Origin of the sequence: Scardovia inopinata JCM 12537, from assembly GCF_001042695.1 — a bacterium.
Classification (GTDB): domain Bacteria; phylum Actinomycetota; class Actinomycetes; order Actinomycetales; family Bifidobacteriaceae; genus Scardovia; species Scardovia inopinata.
In genome coordinates this window covers 135,785-154,887 of record NZ_AP012334.1, presented here as the reverse complement: position 1 = coordinate 154,887, position 19,103 = coordinate 135,785, and the positions used below count along the sequence as shown (strand labels likewise).

Below are 19,103 nucleotides of genomic sequence, written 5' to 3'. Positions count from 1 at the left end.
TGGTCATATCTGGCAATGCAATTCCTGCGCTTTTCTGCCCTATTCATGCCCCACTTCTGCCCTATTCGGGCCTTACTTCTGCCTTGCTGTTTGTGCGATAGCTCTCTGAGCTGGCTGAAAAATCAGAGAGCCAAAAGCAGGCAGCAGGAAAAACAGAGGGATTGCATACCATATCAATGAAGCTGGCGACAGGTAGAGCTGGAGAAGAAAAAGACCCGCGAACGACCAGGAAGCAAGGGCTGCCCATCGCCGGCGCAGTAAGAGGAAGAGTCCCAGTGCCAGAGGAATCAGGGTTACGGTTATTCCCATTGATCTGCTCAGACTATCCAATACCTGCAACGGGCCTAGGCGCCGGGGCAGTTTCTCTGCAGGACCAGCCTGGCACAGCACCTTAATCGTGGCATCCGATAGTCCCTTGACCGGCTGTCTTTTGAGATGATATTCTGTATCCACTCTTTCTTCCTGATCTCTTCTGGCTTTCATCTGGTTCCCCTGCTCCTGAATGCAGCTCCTTATCCGCTTTCTGGATTGATCTTTTTCAGAATCAGCCACATCTTCCCTGTAATCCTTGACAAGTTCCCTGCATGCAACCAGCTTCTCAGTCAGATTTCTCCCTCCTCTGCTCATCTGATCTGCAGTCCCCCAGGAAGTAGCTCCAGCCGCCAGACACACTTCTACTTTCCTTGCCCTCTCTTCCGCCTGCCTGCGTTCTTTCAGACCTCCCGCTACCTGGCTGGCCCAGAAGGTCCTGCTTTCCATTCCCCTGTAGATTCCAGCCCTCAGGTGGGCAGTTGATAAGAAAGCTTTATCTGGTCCTTCTACTTCTCTCCCCCACTGTTGCATGTAAGATGGAGTGAATATATATGCAGATTCTGTTGGATATCCCTCATCATTCTGAAGGGAAAACCAGCCCCTCCAGACAGACAGATAGGCCTTCAGGTACTGGCTGGAGTTAGCCCTGCTGCTCAGCCCAATCTTAGCCCAAAGTTTAATGAAATCCACTATTTTTCCAGAGAGGACCCGACGGCGGGACGTATACATGGTTTCGTCCATCCTGCTAGGGTTATAAGCCTCAGCAGCTATAGAAAGATCCATGTATCTGTTGATTTCTTTGCGCTGGCCGGCAGACACAGATTGAGGATTCGCCTTATAAAGCCTTGCCAGAGGTTGGGTGAAAAGTCCGTAAAATTCTACCGGTTCCCAGCTGGAAGCCTGGACAGCTTTAATTGACAAAGGATTCCAGATTCCCGCGGTCACCAGGGCAGGCAGAAGAAAGGCAAGAAGGACCCTGGCCGCAAGCAGGATCTTGCCCCGGGTGGTCCGAACAGCTGATTGTCTGCCGGAAAAAACCACCAAGAGAAAGAGGAAGAAGCCAGAGGCAAGCACCAGTATCTGTCCCGTTCGCTTGATTGTCATCACCAAAAAGGCCAGAATGATGAAGGAAATCAAGACTGGCCTCCGCTTCAGGATCCGCCCCCTGGTTTGGCAGGCTTCAATAAAAATCAAGGCAAAGGGAGTCATCACAATGGCCCAGAGAGAATCTTTACTCATGGTAGGCACGGCAGCAGAAGTCTGATAGGAAGCCGCAAAATACAGAAGAGACAGCCAGATGAAGAAGAGAGGAGTTCCACATTTGCGCATATAAGACAGGACCAGGGCAGAGCACAAAGACAAGGCCACAGCCTGCACGATTATATAGAAAACAAGACCTAGGGTAATATTCCCCAACGCTTCTCCTGCTTTCCAGAAGAGCCCAAAAATAAAAGTTCCCATCAGGGGATGACGGGTATAGTACCCTCGGACGTTCTGTGACTGAAAGAACTGGGCCAAGGTGTCATCTCTCAGAGCGCCAGGCCAGGCAGTCATGAGAACAGGAACCCAGGAAATTAGGATTGACAGCCAGAAAATCCAGCCATACCGTCTGAAAGCTCTGCCAAAGGTCATGGGAGAACTGGGGCCGAAAATAAAAGACAGTTTAGATGACCGCGACCTATTGCTGAGCCGATCGGTATTACTGGTGCTTCCGGGATTTCTGGGCCGGAAAGGTCGGCTGACTCTGCCGGCCCACAGAAGAACAACCATAGTCAGGACAAAAGCAACGATACCAGCCTGCAGGCCTGTCCGCCTCAAATAGGCAATCAAGGCTGGAGGCAAACCGAAGAGCCGTCCAAAACCCAATCCCGACTCCTGTAAAGCTCCAATATCAATAACCCCAGAGGCAATAACCGCCAGAGCGGCGACCAAAGCAATCACCAGGCTTGTTATCAGGGCAGGGAGCACAGCAGGAGCTGAGGATAATTTCCCCTTTCCTCCTGTTATCTCTTCAGATTTCATCTCGCGCCTTCCTTCTTTATCCTTTAATTCTATCCTCAGTACTTTATCTCTTATTTTTTGTTTCCTGCTCTTCTATCTTTTCCATCATACCTTCTCCGTCAGCAGCATCTCAGATCAATTCTTATTATCCTCGACCGCTGGGTTTGCTGCAAAGATCTTTTCCCAGACATCACACGATGCCATATCATAATTCCTATAAAGTCTCGAGAGTTTCTTCCAGTTTTTCATAATGGTGACAGTCAGTCGAGCATTTTCAGTCATTCCTCGCCTGGCCAGATCATCATCTCTTTTTACCCAGGAAACTCCCTGCCCGTCAGGGGTTGTCATCAATGCTGAGTTCAGTTTACTTAGAACAATGCCCGACCAGGAAGCATCTTTCGCCGGGACAGCTATATCAGGCCGACTTACAGCTGCCTGCTTGTGCGCATCGTGCGCCGGAGCCGCATCTGCTCCTCCCTTTTTTCTCCTTAACGGCATTGTTATGCGTCGGCCAAGAACCCCACCAGCAGCTTTAATTCCGCTGACTGCGCACCGGCCCATGAGACCTACTACTGCCCGATAGTAATCTTTCATGGTCAGATCTTCCCGAGCTTTGCCCGCCTCAGACATCTGCCGGGATGGTTGAGGGAAGTCCTCAAAACTCGCCTGGGCCTGGGCATCGCTGAAAGTAGAGCGGAAGGCGCGGATCTGAGCTAATTTAGTGGGCAAGGAGTCCACAATATACTGCGGCCCTTTAAGGATATCTTTCAGAGCTATGGTATGCAGAGCCAGAGCCGAGTAGAGAAAACGAAGATTGACGCTGGCATCCCACCGTAGATTCTCCAACCACATCCGGGGCGGTTGGTCGGGATAAGTTAGAAGGGCAGAAATCCACCGATTCCTCTGGATGAAGTATTCTTCCCACCCTCGGGTTGGATCCTTGTCGTGCCAAGCCTGATGCCAAACAGCAACCCCGGGCAAGCAGACCGTGGGATACCCGTGCTTCCCCGCCCTGAGACAAAATTCCATGTCATCAAACTTAATGAAGAAGGGCTGGGAAAGGCCAATCGTTCTTATGACTTCCAGGGGAATCAGGCACATCCACCAGCCGTTGTAATCGCTGTCAACTCGTTGATGACGCTCAGGTGTATCTCTCAAAGTTTGAACGGCAAAATCAAAATTATAATCTAAGCCCAAAGCTGGAGTATTCCACATTCGACGGGGATCCATCCGTTCTCCCTGAGTATAGAGCATGGTGCGATTGTCCAGATGAAGCATTGCCCCTCCTACCAGGATGGGCTTAATAGCATAATCCTCAAATTGCAGGGCTCTAAGGATAGCTTCAGGTTCGCAGATGGCATCATCGTCCAAAAGGAGCAGGTAGTCACTTTTGCCAGCCTTAACTGCCTCGTACATACCGCGTGAGTAGCCGCCGGATCCACCCAGGTTCCCTTGACGCACATAGGTCAGCTGACTACCCAGACTGGCTGAGACAGAAGGAAAGTCGGGCTGATGACTGACCAGATCCGTCCCCTGATCTACGCAGTAGATAGTATCAATCCGCTGACGGAGATCATCAGCCTGGGCCAGTATTTTCAACTGATTCATGCAGTAAGAAGCCCGATTGAAAGTCGTCATAGCAAAAGACATATGCGACTGGGTTGGAGATTTCCTTCCAGATGGCACTTGCGATACGGCTGGAACTGACCAGGCAGCATTGCTGATAACTAGGTCAGATTCTGCCGCAGCCTGGGCATCAAACCAGAAATAACCCCCATCCATAAGCCCCTCAAAGGGAACCAGGCAGTTGATAATCTGCTCTCCGTCATAATCAGTACCGGCGGTATCGGCGGTATCGCCACTATCGGCAGTATCTCCGGTATCGGCAGCTGTGTCAATGGGAATATCAGCCCCTGCCTGGTAGATCAATCCACGGCCGGTAGACCTAAAAACCCTCAAAGTCCCCTTCCCCTTCACTCCCACAGTCAGCCGGGCAGAAGTGACTTGGGTCCAGCGACGCCAATAAGAAGCAGGGAAAGCGTTAAAGAAAGTACAGAGAGATATATGTCCACCGGGGATAATCCTGATGCTAGTCCTCGATTCCACAGTAAAATCCTGGCAGGTAACCGGCTTCGGCGCCGCCTGGGAAATCAGTTCCTTGAACTGTCCCCTATCCATACCTGACAAAGTAACCTTGGGCAAAATACCCGATGTTGCTACAGCAGCCTCGCTAACCCTGGGACGGGTCCAGTCGATGGCATAGAGGGGCATGACCTGCTCTGCATCAGACAGGGGGAAAACTATGCGGAAGACGGGCTCCCATTCATCTCTTTCTGCCATTATCGGCCCCTACTTTCTGTCGATATACTCTATTTGACTGGGATCAAGAGGAAGGATGCGAATTGCCCTTTGGCTCAGGAGGGCATAGTCGCTGTTGCGGTCATCTCTGACAACAAAATCACAGGCATTATCATCAATAGCAACGGCAACAAATTCGGCCTTCCCATCCGAATCCGGGGATTCCTTCCATAAAGAAGTTACCAGACGAAACTCGCCGTTATTGAAAATGTTCAAAGGCAGGCTGAACCTGGCTGTGTGCCGGCCATGCTGCAGGACTTTCATATTCCTGTTGCCGGTGTCGAAAGAGATTCCTCCCCGTCGAATATCATGCAGGGCTATAGCCAGGTAAAAATCTCCAGGCTCATCAAACTGGTAATCGACATCGAAAATAAAAGAGTCTGAGCTGGAACAAACCTGAGAAGAAACCGACGTGGTCTTAAGCACCGGACAGCGTTCATTGAGGCCGTTGGGATAGCCTCCATTCTCCTCTTGCCTGCGTCTGGCCTCCGCTTTTTCAGCTTCCAGATTGGCCAAGGTATACTGCTTGGAGACTGACTCGGGATCACCAATTGCCTGGATTTTACCGCCGGCAATCATCATGGCCCTGGTGCAGTATTTAGTTACCGAAGCCATATCATGAGTGACTAGGATGACCGTCTTGGTGGGATCCTGCTTGATTTGAGTAAAGAAGTCGTCGCACTTGCGCTGGAAAGCCTCATCTCCCACGGCCAGGACTTCATCCAGAACCAAAATATCACCCTGAGCTTTAATGGCAACAGAGAAAGCCAGGCGGACCTGCATACCGGAAGAATAGTTTTTTAGTTTTTGATCCATGAAGTCTTCCAGTTCAGCAAAGTCCACGATGTCGTCATACATAGCATCGACTTCTTCCTTGGAAAACCCCAGGAGGGCACCATTCAGATAGACATTTTCCCGACCGGTCAGCTCAGGATTGAAACCAACTCCGAGTTCAATAAAAGGGACCAGCTTCCCCTTAACAGACACCTGTCCGGTTTCCGGATAATAGATTTGGGAAATAATCTTCAGGAGGGTTGATTTTCCCCCTCCATTGCGGCCAACAATCCCAAAGAATTCACCCTGATGAACATCAAAAGTAATGTCCTGGAGTACTTTCTGCTCAGTATAACCTTTAATCCCCCGGGTCCAGTTGATAAAAGCCTGCTTGAGACCGGTCGCCTGCTCAGTGGGCAGGCGGAAGGATTTGGAAACATGATGAGCAGAGAGAACTACCGGAGCATCCTCAAAATTTCGCTTTTTTACTATCACATTGCGGTCCTGCCCCAACATATTTGTCATTACATCACCTCCGCAAAGCGGCGGCTGTTGCGTCTGAACAGCCAGATAGCAAACCAGAGAATCAATCCGGTCAAAACAATGGGTAAAAGTTTGCCGCACCAACCTTTGAAAGAGTTCCCATAAAGATTCCAGACTGTAGGCTGAGTTTCAGGTGCAATCAGATTATGCCGAATATCCTGAATCGCCTGGGCAAAAGGATTAAGCAGTTCCAATTTGCCCAACTTAGAAATCAAACCTCCCCGCTGCAGAACAAAGGACAGGGGGTAAATAATGGGCATGGCGTAAAAAATGACTTGGGAGAGCACTTCCCAAATATGGGCAATATCTCGAAAGTAAGCATACATGGTGGCCATAATCATAGTAAGAGCCAAAGTAATGGCATAGAGTTCAATGATGTTGACCGGAAGCCACAAAACTCGCCAGGTAAAGTTGACATGAGAAACGAAGGCAAAAACCAGAACCACTAACAGGTTGATCCCGTAACTGATTAAGGCTCCAACTGTAGCTGAGACCACCACAATATAGTTGGGGAAGTGAATTTTTCTCAGCAGATCCCCCCTGTCCACTATGGACCTCAAACCGGAATTAGTTGATTCCATTACGAATTGCCAGGAACAGGTTCCCAGCAGGAGGACAACCGGGTAAGTGGGGGTACCGTCAGTCATGCGCAGAAAGCGGGCAAAGACCAGGTACATGACCACAAAAAGCATCAGCGGCTTAAGTACCGACCACATAATACCCAGGAATGACCCCTGATAGCGCAGCTTAAAATCTGTTTTTACCAGTCCCTTCAGGACCGTCCAGGCATAGCCGTAGCGGGATTTGAGCTTGGTTTCCACTTGATTCACTCTGCCATTCTAGCAAAGCACCTACCAACAGCAGCAGTCCGGCAGCAATAAAGGCAGTCACGGTACTGCGACTGCCCCAATCTGTCTCCTAATCCATCTTCAAATAATTCTTCCAGAAGCTCAGAGACGTTACCTTTTTGCGTGAAGCGGCATACTCATAGCGCAGGCGATTAATGTTGGCCTTGTAGTAACGCAGATCCCTCTTGTAACGCTTCATAATCTGGTCGTACCGCTTGCTGTCTTTGACCCTGATAGCCCCCTTGCGGTTGTACCAGTCAATGGCAACCAGCTTCTTTTTGCCACGAATAACACCGGCCGGGTAAACCCATCCTGCCAGAGGAATAACAGCATAGCCGGAACCCTCACGCTTAATGAAACGCTGCCAGTTATCCGTGGTCACATCTTCAGCCCTGTCAATAAAACTGCGAGGCTTGTCTCCATCGATCAGCTGACGGTCAATATGGGAAATCTTGAGGCCAACCAAATCAGGATCAGCATCAATCTGCTTCTGCAAAGTCTTAAAATCGACCAACTTTTCCTTGTCTTTATTAGCTTTCATGAAGGTTTCTTCAGCGATGCCGGGCCTGCTGTAAAAATCTGGGCCTTTCATGAAATCCTCGAAAGCATCCAGGCAGAGCTCAGCATCAGCATAACCGAATTTTTTCAGCTCCAACTTCATATTTTTATGCATTTCCTTAAAAGGATCTGTATCAGGAGCAAGGCCGGATGTCATCTGGGCAATCATGGTATTACGAGTAGCCTGGTATCGTTCCACGGCTGAGTTATAGCGAACGTGGAAAGACATATGCCAGACGCAGAGGCTGTTCATGGTGATGAAGTCGGTCTTGCAGCGGATGCCGTATTCCACATCATCACAACGGACAAAATAGGGCAGGGGAAGGCCGTTCTTCTGGATCACAGAAATAGGAATGCAGCAGTACCACCAGGCTGCATACATGTTTTTCTTCATCCTCTTCGTGGGACGGAACACCTCGTTGTAGACTAGGTCTTCAAAGTGAGTAAGGTGCAGAGGAGGCTTGCAGGCAACAAAATTGCTGCCCGGATCAACAAAACCAATGTCTTCCCACTGATCTTCCCCAACTTCGTACGACAGCATGGCACCGCTGATAATTGATTCAGAATAAGCCGGCTTTACAATCCGCAGAAGGTTGTAGGTTCGCTTAATGCTTTCGGGAGAAACTGCCACGTCGTCATCCATGAGAAGGATGTTGGTGGCCTGTGGTGTCTGCTCCATGGCGTTAATCATGGCATGGGTAAAGCCGCCGGCTCCGCCCACATTGTCGTTGGGAACAACGGTCACTCGCCGGCTGCTAAGGGCTTGCGGGTCCAGGGTTCGGCCGTTGTCAATGACATACATGTGGAAATGACCGGCTATATCATCATCAGAATCAATAATATTCTTTTTTACCAGGTCCACATTATTGATGATGAAACTTTCTTTCTTAAAAGTGGTCGTTCCCAGGGCAAGCTCAACATTTCTGAGAGAACCCTCATAATCCAGGGCATAATAGCTGTTGCGGATGGCTACCCGACCCTGGGTACTGATGGTAAAACCAACAATAATCATGTCTTTGGTGACCGTCAGAGGAATGTCCACAACCTGCCAGTCATCAGATGCTCCAAGGTCAACTTTAACCTGGTCAAGGGGAAGAGGATGAGCGGCAAAGGCATCTCCATATGTCTCCTGGATGGTAGCAGCGGCTCCTTTGAGTTCCAGGTGAAGAGTGAAGCCTGAAGCGATAGTATATTTTCTCAACTTTATTACAGACAGAGAGTTGAAGTAGGTAGCGAAATCATAGTCGCCGGCAGCATACATCTGCCAGTCACCACTGTCGGGATCATGCACCACCGGCTGGTCTGACCGGCAATACAAGCCAGGATAAGCCACAGACCGGGGATTCGTCTCCAACAAAATATTCGCAAACTTCATGGTTGGCATAATCAGATACCTCTGCAATCACACAATTTAACTAGTCGGTTTTATTCTAGCAATACGCATGAAAAAGAAGTCATTACAGGAAACAGATGGCGCCATGCAACAGGAGTTGCCCCTTTTCTGCGGCCCGGCACTATAACTATAGGAGTGTTGTGGTTATTGTCGGGGGCTCAGACATATACAATGCTTTTAGAAGCACCAGTGAATATGAACGTTACGATATAGGCAGCCATGAACAACAAAACATCAGATAGATCCAGCCGGCAGATTCAGTTTATGAAGCAGCATCACCGGGGCGCGGTCATTTTCCTTCTTGGCTTGCTCATAGCCTTGCTGGTTGAGATCTTCCTTTTCAATGCTCCCTACTGGCAGTCCCGACAGGCACACACTCAACTGGTGGATTCTTCTTCTATCAGCCTGGGGTCTGGCCTGGAGCCTCAGAGCCCTTCTTCCGACAAACAAACACCATCTTTTATCATCAGGAATCAGCAGGAGGCCTTTATTCAGTATGTAGGGAAGGAACCAATCAACTATCTTCAGCTTATTCCCTCTGACTCGACAAAGGATCAGGTAATTAATTTTTCCGTTCTGGAGAAAACGATTGAGGGAGTCTGGTATACCAGATCTGGGAACGCGGCAATTTATGGTCCCAGCAAAGATTCTCAGCTGTTACATGTGGGATCAAACTACACCTGCGTTCGCTTTCTTTTCCTTGATCCGCCAGGAACACCCCTCCCCAATTTTTCTTTGATTCTCAATCCTCGAATCCCCCTGACTATAAGCGGAACCAGGCTGATGATCATGCTGCTGATTGCCCTCTTTCTGGCTTTACTCAGGCCAGGTTCCAGCCTCTACCGCCTTAAGCTGACCACAGGAAACCGAAGTCAGGCTTGGGGCCTTGTAGCTTTGACAGTTCTGCAACTGCTGGTGATCGCGGCCATTGGCCAGCTGACAGTCTCAAATTCTAAGGGGACTCCTTTTACCGGTTTGTATAACCGCTGGGAGTGGATAGATTATGATCTTTATGGCCGTCTTGGCGATGCCCTTCTTCATGGACATTTATGGTTGGATCTGCCTGTTCCCGAAGAATTAAAAAATCTGAAGAATGTATATAATCCTCAAGCTCGATATGATCTGATTCGTAACCATCAAACTCAAATCTTTTTTGATCATGTTTTCTACCATGGCAAGTATTACAGCTATTTTGGAGTTGTCCCTGCCATCCTTCTTTTTATTCCTTACCAGCTGGTCACTCACCAATGGCTACCTTCGCAAAATGCAGCCATTCTCCTGGGACTGATCATCACTGTCATGATTACCCTTTGCGCCGTGAGATTTGCCAAAACCTTCTTCCCCAAGACGGCAAGTTACGGCATGGTTGTCCTGGTCATCATCTGTGGAAACCTGGCTGCCTCCTACTATAGCGAGGTTATGCTGGGCTATTACTACTCCATTCCTCCTCTCAGTGCTCTGGCCTTCACCCTGGGCGGCCTCTACTGCTGGATGAGAGCCAAGGATGCTATGCATAAACGACCTATTAGAACAGTTCACTCCGCAGGAGCAGCCGAACCGGGCCATCTACAGGAACAGAAAGGAACACGACGATTTATGCATGGCCGGATTCTCGGCAGCCGGCAGACAAGTAGCGCCTTCGACAGTGTCAAAAGACTTATTTTTGCCGGTTGGACTCAAAGCACTACGGACGAATTCCCCCGGATTATGAGTAAAGTTCCCCATCCAGGAGCCCACAGCCGGGGAATAGGGTCTGAGGCAACCGCCCGCTCTGGAGGCCACCATAAATCTGTGTCCGGCCCTGCAGCTGGCTCTCGATCTTCAAGCAGGAAGTGGCTGGCTGCCGGATCTGTTTGTATGGCCCTCACCCTGGGCTGTCGTCCTCCCTTTATTGTGGCTTGTCTTTTGGCTGTTCCGCTTTTTTGGAAAGAGCTAGCTGAAGACCACCTCTTTCTGTCGAAGAAGGGACTGCCAAACGTGTGTGCTCTTATTCTTCCCTTCATCCTGGTCTTCATCCCCCTGCTCTGGTATAACTATGCACGCTTTGGTTCTGTCTGGAATTTCGGTCAAGATTACAATCTGACTGTAGTCAATATGACCGAGCCTGCCACTACCTGGTGGACCGTCCCTCAGCAGCTTTACTACTACTTCCTCCAGCCGCCGAATATTTTTGCTACTTTCCCCTTTGTAGGCTCTACCACAATCAGGACCTCAGTCTACTACTGGGCTGAACCTTTGTCAGGAGGCCTCTTCTTTACCATTCCCTTCCTCCTCATCCTGTTTGTTATGCATAATATCCTCAGCGTCAAGGCCGCAAATTGTGCAGCAGGCCAGCCTCTGTCTGCCAGCAGAATGTTAGCTATAAGACTTTCCCTTCGTCTCAGCATGATTTTCTGCCTGGCTGTTACCAGCTTGGCTGTTGTCTTGATGGCAATAGAAGGGCATAAAGCGGGCATTGGTTTCCGCTATCCAACGGATGTGGCCTACCTGCTGATGATCGTCGCCGTTTTCCTTCTCATGGTTATTGATTCCATCCGCATCCCCCTGGCTGAAGATCCTGGAGCCGCCCCCTCAGCAGGTCATCTGCAACCTTTTACTCAGTACAGTCGGCTGATGGTCCTCTTCCTCCTTATCTGCATATGTATTACTATTTTTATACAGTTCTTCTCTTTGATTACTCCTTTCAGAGCCAGCCGCAATCTGATAACGGTCAATCCTATGACCTATTTCGAGCTTTCCCGCTGGTTCCTCTTTATCTAGAACCCGCTATCCGGAGCTTACTGCCTACCTCTGCCTATCTTTCTGTTCTTTCTGTTTACTTTGGCAACTTGCAGATAGTATGTAGATTTTTTAGTGAAAGGCACCTTTCTTAACTTTCTTAATGAGGCTTGAGGACCGTGTTTTCTCTCGTAGGCGGATAGGATGAAAAGGAAGTTCATTTCTCTTTAAAATACAGGAGGACTCGGCTGTGGGGCATATATAAGCCTGCACAGGAGCTTCCTTATCTGCTCTGTGATTAATACGCTGCATTGCATTGTTGCTTACCGTGAGCACAACATTGTGACCCTTATCATCAATTCCTTCTAAACAAGGATAGCTGAAATAAGATTCGTAGGAAACCCACGGATATCTGACTTCCACTGTGGATGGAGTACTTAAATGCGGTAAATCCGCTAGGATCATCGGTCCGGGCGTAGCAGCAACGAGAAAGAATAAAGACAAACCAACAAACATGAAAACCAGCTTCCCTCGGCTTAATTTCTGGTTTTCTTCTTTCGCCTTCTTTACCTCCTCAAGCTGGTGTGAACCCAGTCGGCAGGCAATGCTGTGTCTGCGGAAAACCCACAGAAGAAGAATAAGCAAGAAAGGATTCACAATAAGAACCCATGTACACAGATCTTTAAGAAAAAAGAGGTAGGGATAATTTCCATAATCAGCCATGACATCTATAGCAACCATGGCTGCAATCAAAATCACAGCGAGGAGAATAACCCCCTTAATCAGCCAGTTGATACGATTTTTATTGTCATCCTTCATTAATTACACCCCCATGTGCTCTCGGATGCTGCTCATCTTTTCTGGAGACCACTTTTGGCCAGGAAAACAACGATTACGGCGATTCTTTAAATAATCTTAATGCTAGAATATCTTTATATATATTCCCAGCAATTGTAGGTGGAAATATACAAGATTTACACAGGAAAGAGGAAACGATGACTAATCCATCACACTCATCACAGAACCATAAAATACGAAATCTGCTCTGGGGAATCGTTGCTGTTCTCAGCTTGATTATCCCCGTATCGCAGGCTGCACTGGCACCCACAAGCTTAAGCGATACAGCTGCCGTATCTGCTACTCCTACCGCAAGCCAGCAGAAAGTAAAAGTATCGTCCTCTGCTCAGACCGATCAGATTGCAGCAACATCCACCAGGAATGAAAATACTGGATATCGTCTCGTGACCGTAGCAGCTCGCAGGCGGGTAGCGAGAAGAGTTACCCGAAGGGCCCCAGTTAGGCGCTCCAGGGTCAGGCGCTCCAGGGTCAGGCGTGCCCCAAGGCGTGCTCCAGTTCGCAGAACTCCTGTCCGCAGACCAGCTTCAAACAAACTGCGTCGCGAAGGATATTTCCACGGTGAATACTGCAGAGCAAGCCGCAGGGGAACCAAAACTATTGATGCCAAGAATGGTAATATTATTACTTGCAAAGTTGCTAGGGACGGCCGTCTCCGCTGGACTAAATAAAAATTCACCCCTTATTCATATTTTTTCCAAGGCCTGATTATCAAGGAAAAAATCAAGAGCATTAATCTGTTTATACCCTCGATCAAGCGCAGTATAAGGGTTATCATCCATGGTAATTAATATTTTTTTGTAGCCATCGTCAAGCAGATTAAAAGCCGACAGCTCTCTATCCCGAGTTTTTTCATCGATTACTGTATAAGAAACCTGTATGTAAAAATCCGTCTGCCCGTTAGAGACAAGAAAATCTATCTCCTTGTCTCTGTTTTTTCCAATGTCGACAATGTACCCTCTGCGGACAAGCTCGATATATACAAGATTTTCCAAGGAGTGAGTAATTTCTAATTGCCGAAAATTGAGCCTACTGTTACGAATCCCCAGATCTGTTACATAATATTTATTAAGGGTCTTTAAATACGCTTTCCCACGAATATCGTAACGCTGAGCTTTATACAGAAGAAAAGAATCACAGAAATATTCAAGATAATTGCCAATTGTCTCTGCGGAAACATGAGAATACCCATTACTTTTTAAGGTATTAGCAACTTTATTTGCACTGACATACGACCCAATCTGTGAACACAGTAAATCAAACACCGCTTTCAACAGATTTTCATTCCTGACCTTGTACCGATCGATAATATCTCGGAAAAGAACCAGATTACAAATATCATTAAGATAGGCATGTTTCTCTGGCATGGAAGGCAACGTAACCGAATACGGCATCCCCCCTTCTACCAGGTAATCGTTAAATATTTTTCTCGTATCAAGAAAGGCATTTCTGCCGGCTGGAGCACCGGTTACATTCTGTTCCTGCCGGTAAGAAAAATATTCTTGGAAAGAAAGCGGGAACGTCCTGATCTCAACACTTCTTCCCCTAAAACGGGTATTGATATCTTTCGACAGAAGCTGAGCATTGGATCCAGTTATATAGACATCGCAATTATCATCAATCCGCAGGCCATTGACAAGATCCTCAAAATTCGGAACCATCTGGATCTCATCCAGAAAAACATACGTTTTTTTGCTGCGGTCATATATTAAATTAGTGATATAAGAATATAATTTTTGAGCATCCCTATACTGCGCATTCTTTTGAGTCTCCAGATCAATTGCGATAATTCGATCTTCGGGAATACCCTGTTTTATTAGGTAGTCCCGAAAAATTGTGAATAGCAAAAATGATTTACCGGACCTTCATATTCCTGTAATAACTTTTGCCATATCACGGTCTTTTTCAGTTATTAATCGTTGAAGCAATAAGGGCCGTTGAATATATTCCTGAGAAGTCATACCAGTTACCTCCATCCTCTATTATACAAGATTTTCCTGCGGAAAATCTTGTACTTGAAAAACTTCAAAAAATAAGAAGTTTTACAGTTAGAAAGCCTCCTGGCAAAAAGTAAACTTATTAAGCAATATCCTTGTAATTACTAGGATTCTGAGGTGTAGCAATGAGACCCATATTTTTATTAAAAATCCTACTTGAAAAACTTCAAAAAATAGGAAGTTTTACGGTTAGAAAACCACCGTGGTATTTTTCTTAGTATTTCTTCATCGCCCACCACTGCTGAGCTTTCGTTCCATTAGCAGCCCAGAGCTGAACATTAGACTTGCCAGCAGCCACCCCATTGCGAACATCCAAAACTCGGCTTGCAGGAGACGAACCCGACGGATTAACAGCCGAATAAAGCGTGAAACTTCCATTAGAGTTTCTGACTGCAATCCATTTCTGAGCTGCAGCATTGTTAGCGCTCCACTGCCGAACATTGGTCCCTTTAGCAGAAGAACCAGCCTGAACATCCAACCGAAGCCCTGACTGGACATTAGTCAGATGAATATACCCATGAGAATCGTGTGTGACCATCCACCTTTGCGGCATCATATTGTTGGATTTCCAAAGCTGAACATTAGCTCCGGCCTTTCTGGATCCGCCGCTCACATCCATCTTATAGGAGGAGTTGATTCCGGATCCAAAGGTATAGGTCCCGTCAGGCAGATCAGCACGATGATTATAGGACAAGGCATCAGTCGTTTGTGCTTGAGACAGGGTCCACTGTTGAGCACTTGTCCCCGTACTCTGCCAGATCTGCAGCTTAGCTAAATTTACGGCTTTTCCCGAGGGAAGATCCAGGAACTTCCCCGACCCTGATCCCACAAATGAATAGCGGACAGCAGGAGAGTAAGGGGTGCTGGAAGTAGAAGAACCAGTTCCGGACACTCTGACCTGCCAATGCTGGGCTTGGCTTCCGGTCGCCTGGTACTGCTGGACTTCAGCTCCGTTGGAGAAACTGTTTCCTGAAACATCAATCAGCCTGCCGGAGTTGATGTTCGTAATGGTATATACTCCATTTCCTACTTGAGCCAAGGTAAACAGCTGAGCCGAGCCGCCCAGCCACTTATAGAGCTCCAGCCGGGCTGAATTATTTTTTGAACCCCCGGGAATATCCAAAACCTGAGAAGGATTCACAGCGCTGGATATGCGAAGTGCAGTGCCCATAGGTAATGTCGCCACAGAAGCAAGCTGAAATCTCTGCGCATTGGTTCCGTTAGGGGTAAAAAGTCTGACCGAGGTACAATTCTTGACTGATCCATTGGCCATATCCAAAACCCAATTGCCCAAGGCTGATTGAAGGTAATAGCCATCACCAGAGCTGCGGATGAACCACTTCTGAGCCTTAGCCCCATTACGGCTCCACTGCTGTATTTTGGTCTTGTCCGCAGTGCGGGAACCACTGACATCTATAGCCTTGCCGGAATTAACATTGGTAATAACATAGCTGCGGTCTGCCTGTCTGGTAAAAATAAATTGCTGAGCTGTAGAATTATTCCACTGATAGATTTGCAGAGCCTGACCGTTACGAAGACTGCCCCCATTGATATCCAAAGACATGGTATCGGCATGTTTGACATTAATATAATATCTGCCATTGGGAATAGTTACCAGGGGGAGTTTAGATAGGTTGATTCCCCTGTTATAGTTGCTATTTGTGGAATTATCCTTGGTGGTCTTTGTGTCCTTCTTTGGCGAAGAAGACGAGGAGGACCCGCCGGCAGAATTTACTCTTGTCTTATATCCAAAAGCATTCAAATCAACAGTCCCGCTGATCCCACTAATACTTCCCTGGGATGTATATTGCCAGCCGCGGAAATTGGAAGTCCAGTTGGTAAAGCCCATATTTCCGCTGTATTGCGCCACCCAGGAAGTTTTCTGATGAATGCTGGCATCATTAAGACTGGTGTTGAGATAAGACGTGTATGAATATACACCCAGTTTGCTGCGGCTGAAGCCGGCAGCCTCCATGGAAGAATACCAGGAATTAACAATAGACTGATACACTGCGGGCGAAGTTGGGCGAGTATGGCCAGTCCAGGACCAGGCTTCCAAATCATAATAAACCGGATAGGTCAGATCTTTGGCACTTACCCCATATTTTTTCAGCAAGTTAGCAACTGATGTCCCCTCGTTGTAAGCGAAGGTTGTATTGTATGCATAAGAATAAATATACAAACCGAAAGGAATTCCCAACCGCTTGCATTCAGAAATATTGTACAAAGCCTTACTATCGGCGTTGCCTACCCCATATCCAATGCGAATGATAGCACCCTCTACCCCAGCCTTCTTAACTGCAGCCCAATTGATTGAGCCCTGCCACTGAGATACATCGACAACGCCTTTAGCCTGCTGGGCAAAGAGGGACCCGGTTCTGCCATAGAAGGCAGGCGACCCCTGATAGGTTCCCCAGTGAGCCCCGTAAGAGTTTCCCGGGAGGGAAACGGTATGAACATGTGAAGCTTGCGTTTGGGGCGTGCGGACCGCCAGCGCAGATGTTACAGTTCCCCTGGAAGATGAGCTTGACTGGTTGACAGACCCAGGTGCAAACTGAGAAGTGTCATGGGAATCCTTCTTCTCTTCCTGCCTCAAAACAGCAATAGAGATGGGTTTGAAAGACTGTCCGCCGGTCTTGGCCAGGGGGTCAGCAGGTCTTGCAGCTGTCCCAAAATAGGCAGGTGCAGTCACCTTTTTGCCAGTCATCACATTGTAGACAGTTCCGTTAGGAGCAGCAGCCAGCTTGGGCGATACCAGCACCGCATTATTGGGAACAGTTTTGGCGATTGACCGGGGAAGTGTTTGTCCTCGATAATTCCGGGAGCCTGAAAAATCACGGGAAGAAGAGGTGGATGAATTGCCCTCATTAGTTTTGTTGTTTTGCCCAGTATTTGCCCCACTGCTGCTGCTGCCCTTGCGAGAATTCTGCTGCTGCTTGTGTTTTTTCTGCCTGCTGGATTTTTTCTTATTTTCTGCTGATTCCCGGTTGAAAGCCTTAGATACGCGAGCAGCTGAGGAGGGCTCCAAATCGGCTGCCTGAGAAGAGAGGTTGACAGAATTTGTAGACAAAGCGAGAGAAATGATCATGGCAAGTACAACAGCCATGGTGATGACAACCGTCATAAGAATACGGACAGTTTTTTCTGCTTTTCTTCTGCGCACAAAAGCAGGCATCGTCCCCCGCTGTGAATTTTCCCCGGCAGATAATCCTGCATATTTATCTAAGTTATCCCCAAGTCCGTATGGCTCCCGCATATGTAACACCTCACCTAAGTTCCTGTACCTGTTTACACTAGCCTGAATCAGACAAAAATATGCAGTATTATTCCTAATTCCAACAATTCCTTACAATTTGAAGGCTACATCATCAGATTCTGGAGATAGGCTGGAGGGAAAAGGGAAAAAAGGGAAAAATTAGATTTTATAAAAATCGCGAACGTTCGCCCTTATCTGCTCAGAATACCGATCAGGGCTTGTGGCATCGCTAAAGCCTTCACCTGGCTGAGGAATATCTTTCCCAAGTACAGCATGCGACCACCTGGACCCCATGCGTAGAACTGCTGCATGTTTAACCCCATAATATCGATCATCAACAGTGATAAAAGAACCTCTGGCTCCACAAGCCGCAGCTAAGATATGAGGATGGAAACGAGTAGTTAGCCACCTCTGACCAGGACGAGCAGGAAAACCCTGCTCCAGTAGGAAAGCAGTGGGAAAGAACTGAACAGTGTATCCCTGATTCTTTAAAACTTCAACAATTGGGTAATCAACATAAGGGTTGCATTCCACAACTCCAATGGGATCATTCCTTCCAATATTCCAAACTTTTAGTGTCTCCAGGACATGGTGATATATCGCATCAGGATCAGTAACTAAATCTGTTTGAATACACACCATCGTATCTGGCAAAAATGGCTGATCGGATTCAGAAACATAACTGTCAGCAAGTCCATTAATAAAACAATCATCAGGCATTAGCTCAATGTTCCCAGCACCTTCATTATCTCGAGTCAACATATCAAATGATTCCTGATCTCGCACGGAAAAGTGATTGAAATTTTGTGCAACCTGTCGTGTATAAGTTGCAGTCTTTTCAATCATGGGCATAAGGCCAACGCCAGTAGCAATAACAGGAATAGAATGGTGGTGACACCACCTGCCTAGCTCCAACCGAGCGAGATTGGGAATCCATCGGCCATTCATATATCCGCCGCCTAAAAAGTGAACCCCTTCAACTTCAGATTTTATAAGCTGCAAACCAGACGAATAGCGGGCTGCGGCGCCTTCATCTTCAAATGCCTGCTCAATGAAATCTGTAATACCAGTAATGTTGCCAGCATCACCTTCTGCCACATATTTATTCTCAAAAGTAAGACGAGAAAGAGTATCAACTACCCGCAGATGAGGATGATAGTTACGCAAAATTGATGCGGCCGGGCCTGGCCTCGTACAGTCAAGGTATACGGGGGTATCTGGCGCAATTTTTGCCAGGTATTTCAGCCATTCCCGGGCAATAAGCTCATCTCCGTAATTCGGATAGCCTGGCTCGGCAACAAGATAGTAAGCACGCTGTTTTGCTGCCTTATCATGGTGCAGAGCATCCAGCTTGGCGTCCAGCTGATCCAGCCGAGATGTGAGCTCCTCTGCTTTTCTATCGAAAGCTCTGTTGCTGACCGGAACAATTTTGCGTAACCACTTTTTAGGATTCATTTTCATCGTAATTAGTTATTGCCATTTCTAGTTAC

At 47.6% G+C, this 19,103-nt stretch carries 11 protein-coding genes and 1 pseudogene; 2 read left to right on the top strand and 10 right to left on the bottom strand.

Features of this window, described 5'->3' with window-relative positions:
* Positions 1-72 precede the first annotated feature (72 nt).
* From SCIP_RS00580 to SCIP_RS00560, 5 genes are all read right to left on the bottom strand, one after another.
* On the bottom strand, positions 73-2,334 hold the full coding sequence (locus SCIP_RS00580) for a DUF6020 family protein (RefSeq protein WP_050752355.1): 2,262 nt from the start codon (positions 2,332-2,334) through the stop codon (positions 73-75).
* A gap of 114 nt (positions 2,335-2,448) precedes the next feature.
* Complete coding sequence (locus tag SCIP_RS00575; RefSeq protein WP_006292548.1) at positions 2,449-4,653, bottom strand: glycosyltransferase; 2,205 nt, start codon at positions 4,651-4,653, stop codon at positions 2,449-2,451.
* A 9-nt stretch (positions 4,654-4,662) separates the two neighbouring features.
* Complete coding sequence (locus tag SCIP_RS00570; protein WP_040590393.1) at positions 4,663-5,970, bottom strand: ABC transporter ATP-binding protein; 1,308 nt, start codon at positions 5,968-5,970, stop codon at positions 4,663-4,665.
* On the bottom strand, positions 5,970-6,818 hold the full coding sequence (locus SCIP_RS00565; protein WP_006292546.1) for an ABC transporter permease: 849 nt from the start codon (positions 6,816-6,818) through the stop codon (positions 5,970-5,972). The genes SCIP_RS00570 and SCIP_RS00565 overlap by 1 nt, the downstream gene beginning before the upstream one ends.
* Before the next feature lie 88 nt (positions 6,819-6,906).
* On the bottom strand, positions 6,907-8,778 hold the full coding sequence (locus tag SCIP_RS00560) for a glycosyltransferase family protein (RefSeq protein WP_006292545.1): 1,872 nt from the start codon (positions 8,776-8,778) through the stop codon (positions 6,907-6,909).
* 228 nt (positions 8,779-9,006) lie between these two features.
* Here SCIP_RS00560 and SCIP_RS00555 point away from each other — a divergent pair, with 228 nt between their 5' ends.
* Positions 9,007-11,547, top strand: coding sequence for a hypothetical protein (locus SCIP_RS00555; protein WP_006292544.1), 2,541 nt, complete (start codon positions 9,007-9,009; stop codon positions 11,545-11,547).
* 90 nt (positions 11,548-11,637) lie between these two features.
* On the opposite strand, the gene SCIP_RS00550 is transcribed toward SCIP_RS00555, so the two are convergent.
* The gene (locus tag SCIP_RS00550) at positions 11,638-12,324 is read right to left on the bottom strand and encodes a hypothetical protein (protein ID WP_006292543.1); all 687 of its coding nucleotides are present in this window, start codon (positions 12,322-12,324) and stop codon (positions 11,638-11,640) included.
* Positions 12,325-12,500: 176 nt separating this feature from the next.
* On the opposite strand from SCIP_RS00550, the gene SCIP_RS00545 reads away from it, so the two are divergent.
* The gene (locus SCIP_RS00545; RefSeq protein WP_006292542.1) at positions 12,501-13,031 is read left to right on the top strand and encodes a hypothetical protein; all 531 of its coding nucleotides are present in this window, start codon (positions 12,501-12,503) and stop codon (positions 13,029-13,031) included.
* 15 nt (positions 13,032-13,046) lie between these two features.
* Here SCIP_RS00545 and SCIP_RS08400 read toward each other — a convergent pair whose 3' ends face one another.
* The 4 genes and pseudogenes from SCIP_RS08400 to SCIP_RS00530 form a co-directional block, all read right to left on the bottom strand.
* Complete coding sequence (locus SCIP_RS08400; RefSeq protein ID WP_407695029.1) at positions 13,047-13,889, bottom strand: ATP-binding protein; 843 nt, start codon at positions 13,887-13,889, stop codon at positions 13,047-13,049.
* Positions 13,869-14,213: pseudogene (locus tag SCIP_RS08395) on the bottom strand (ATP-binding protein); the annotation flags it as partial. The gene SCIP_RS08400 and the pseudogene SCIP_RS08395, both read right to left, overlap by 21 nt.
* A 358-nt stretch (positions 14,214-14,571) precedes the next feature.
* Entirely contained in the window at positions 14,572-17,445 is a 2,874-nt protein-coding gene (locus SCIP_RS00535; protein ID WP_006292539.1) for an RICIN domain-containing protein, read from the bottom strand.
* 327 nt (positions 17,446-17,772) lie between these two features.
* Positions 17,773-19,074, bottom strand: a complete 1,302-nt coding sequence (locus SCIP_RS00530; RefSeq protein ID WP_115672859.1) for a polysaccharide pyruvyl transferase family protein — start codon at positions 19,072-19,074, stop codon at positions 17,773-17,775.
* Positions 19,075-19,103: the final 29 nt, after the last annotated feature.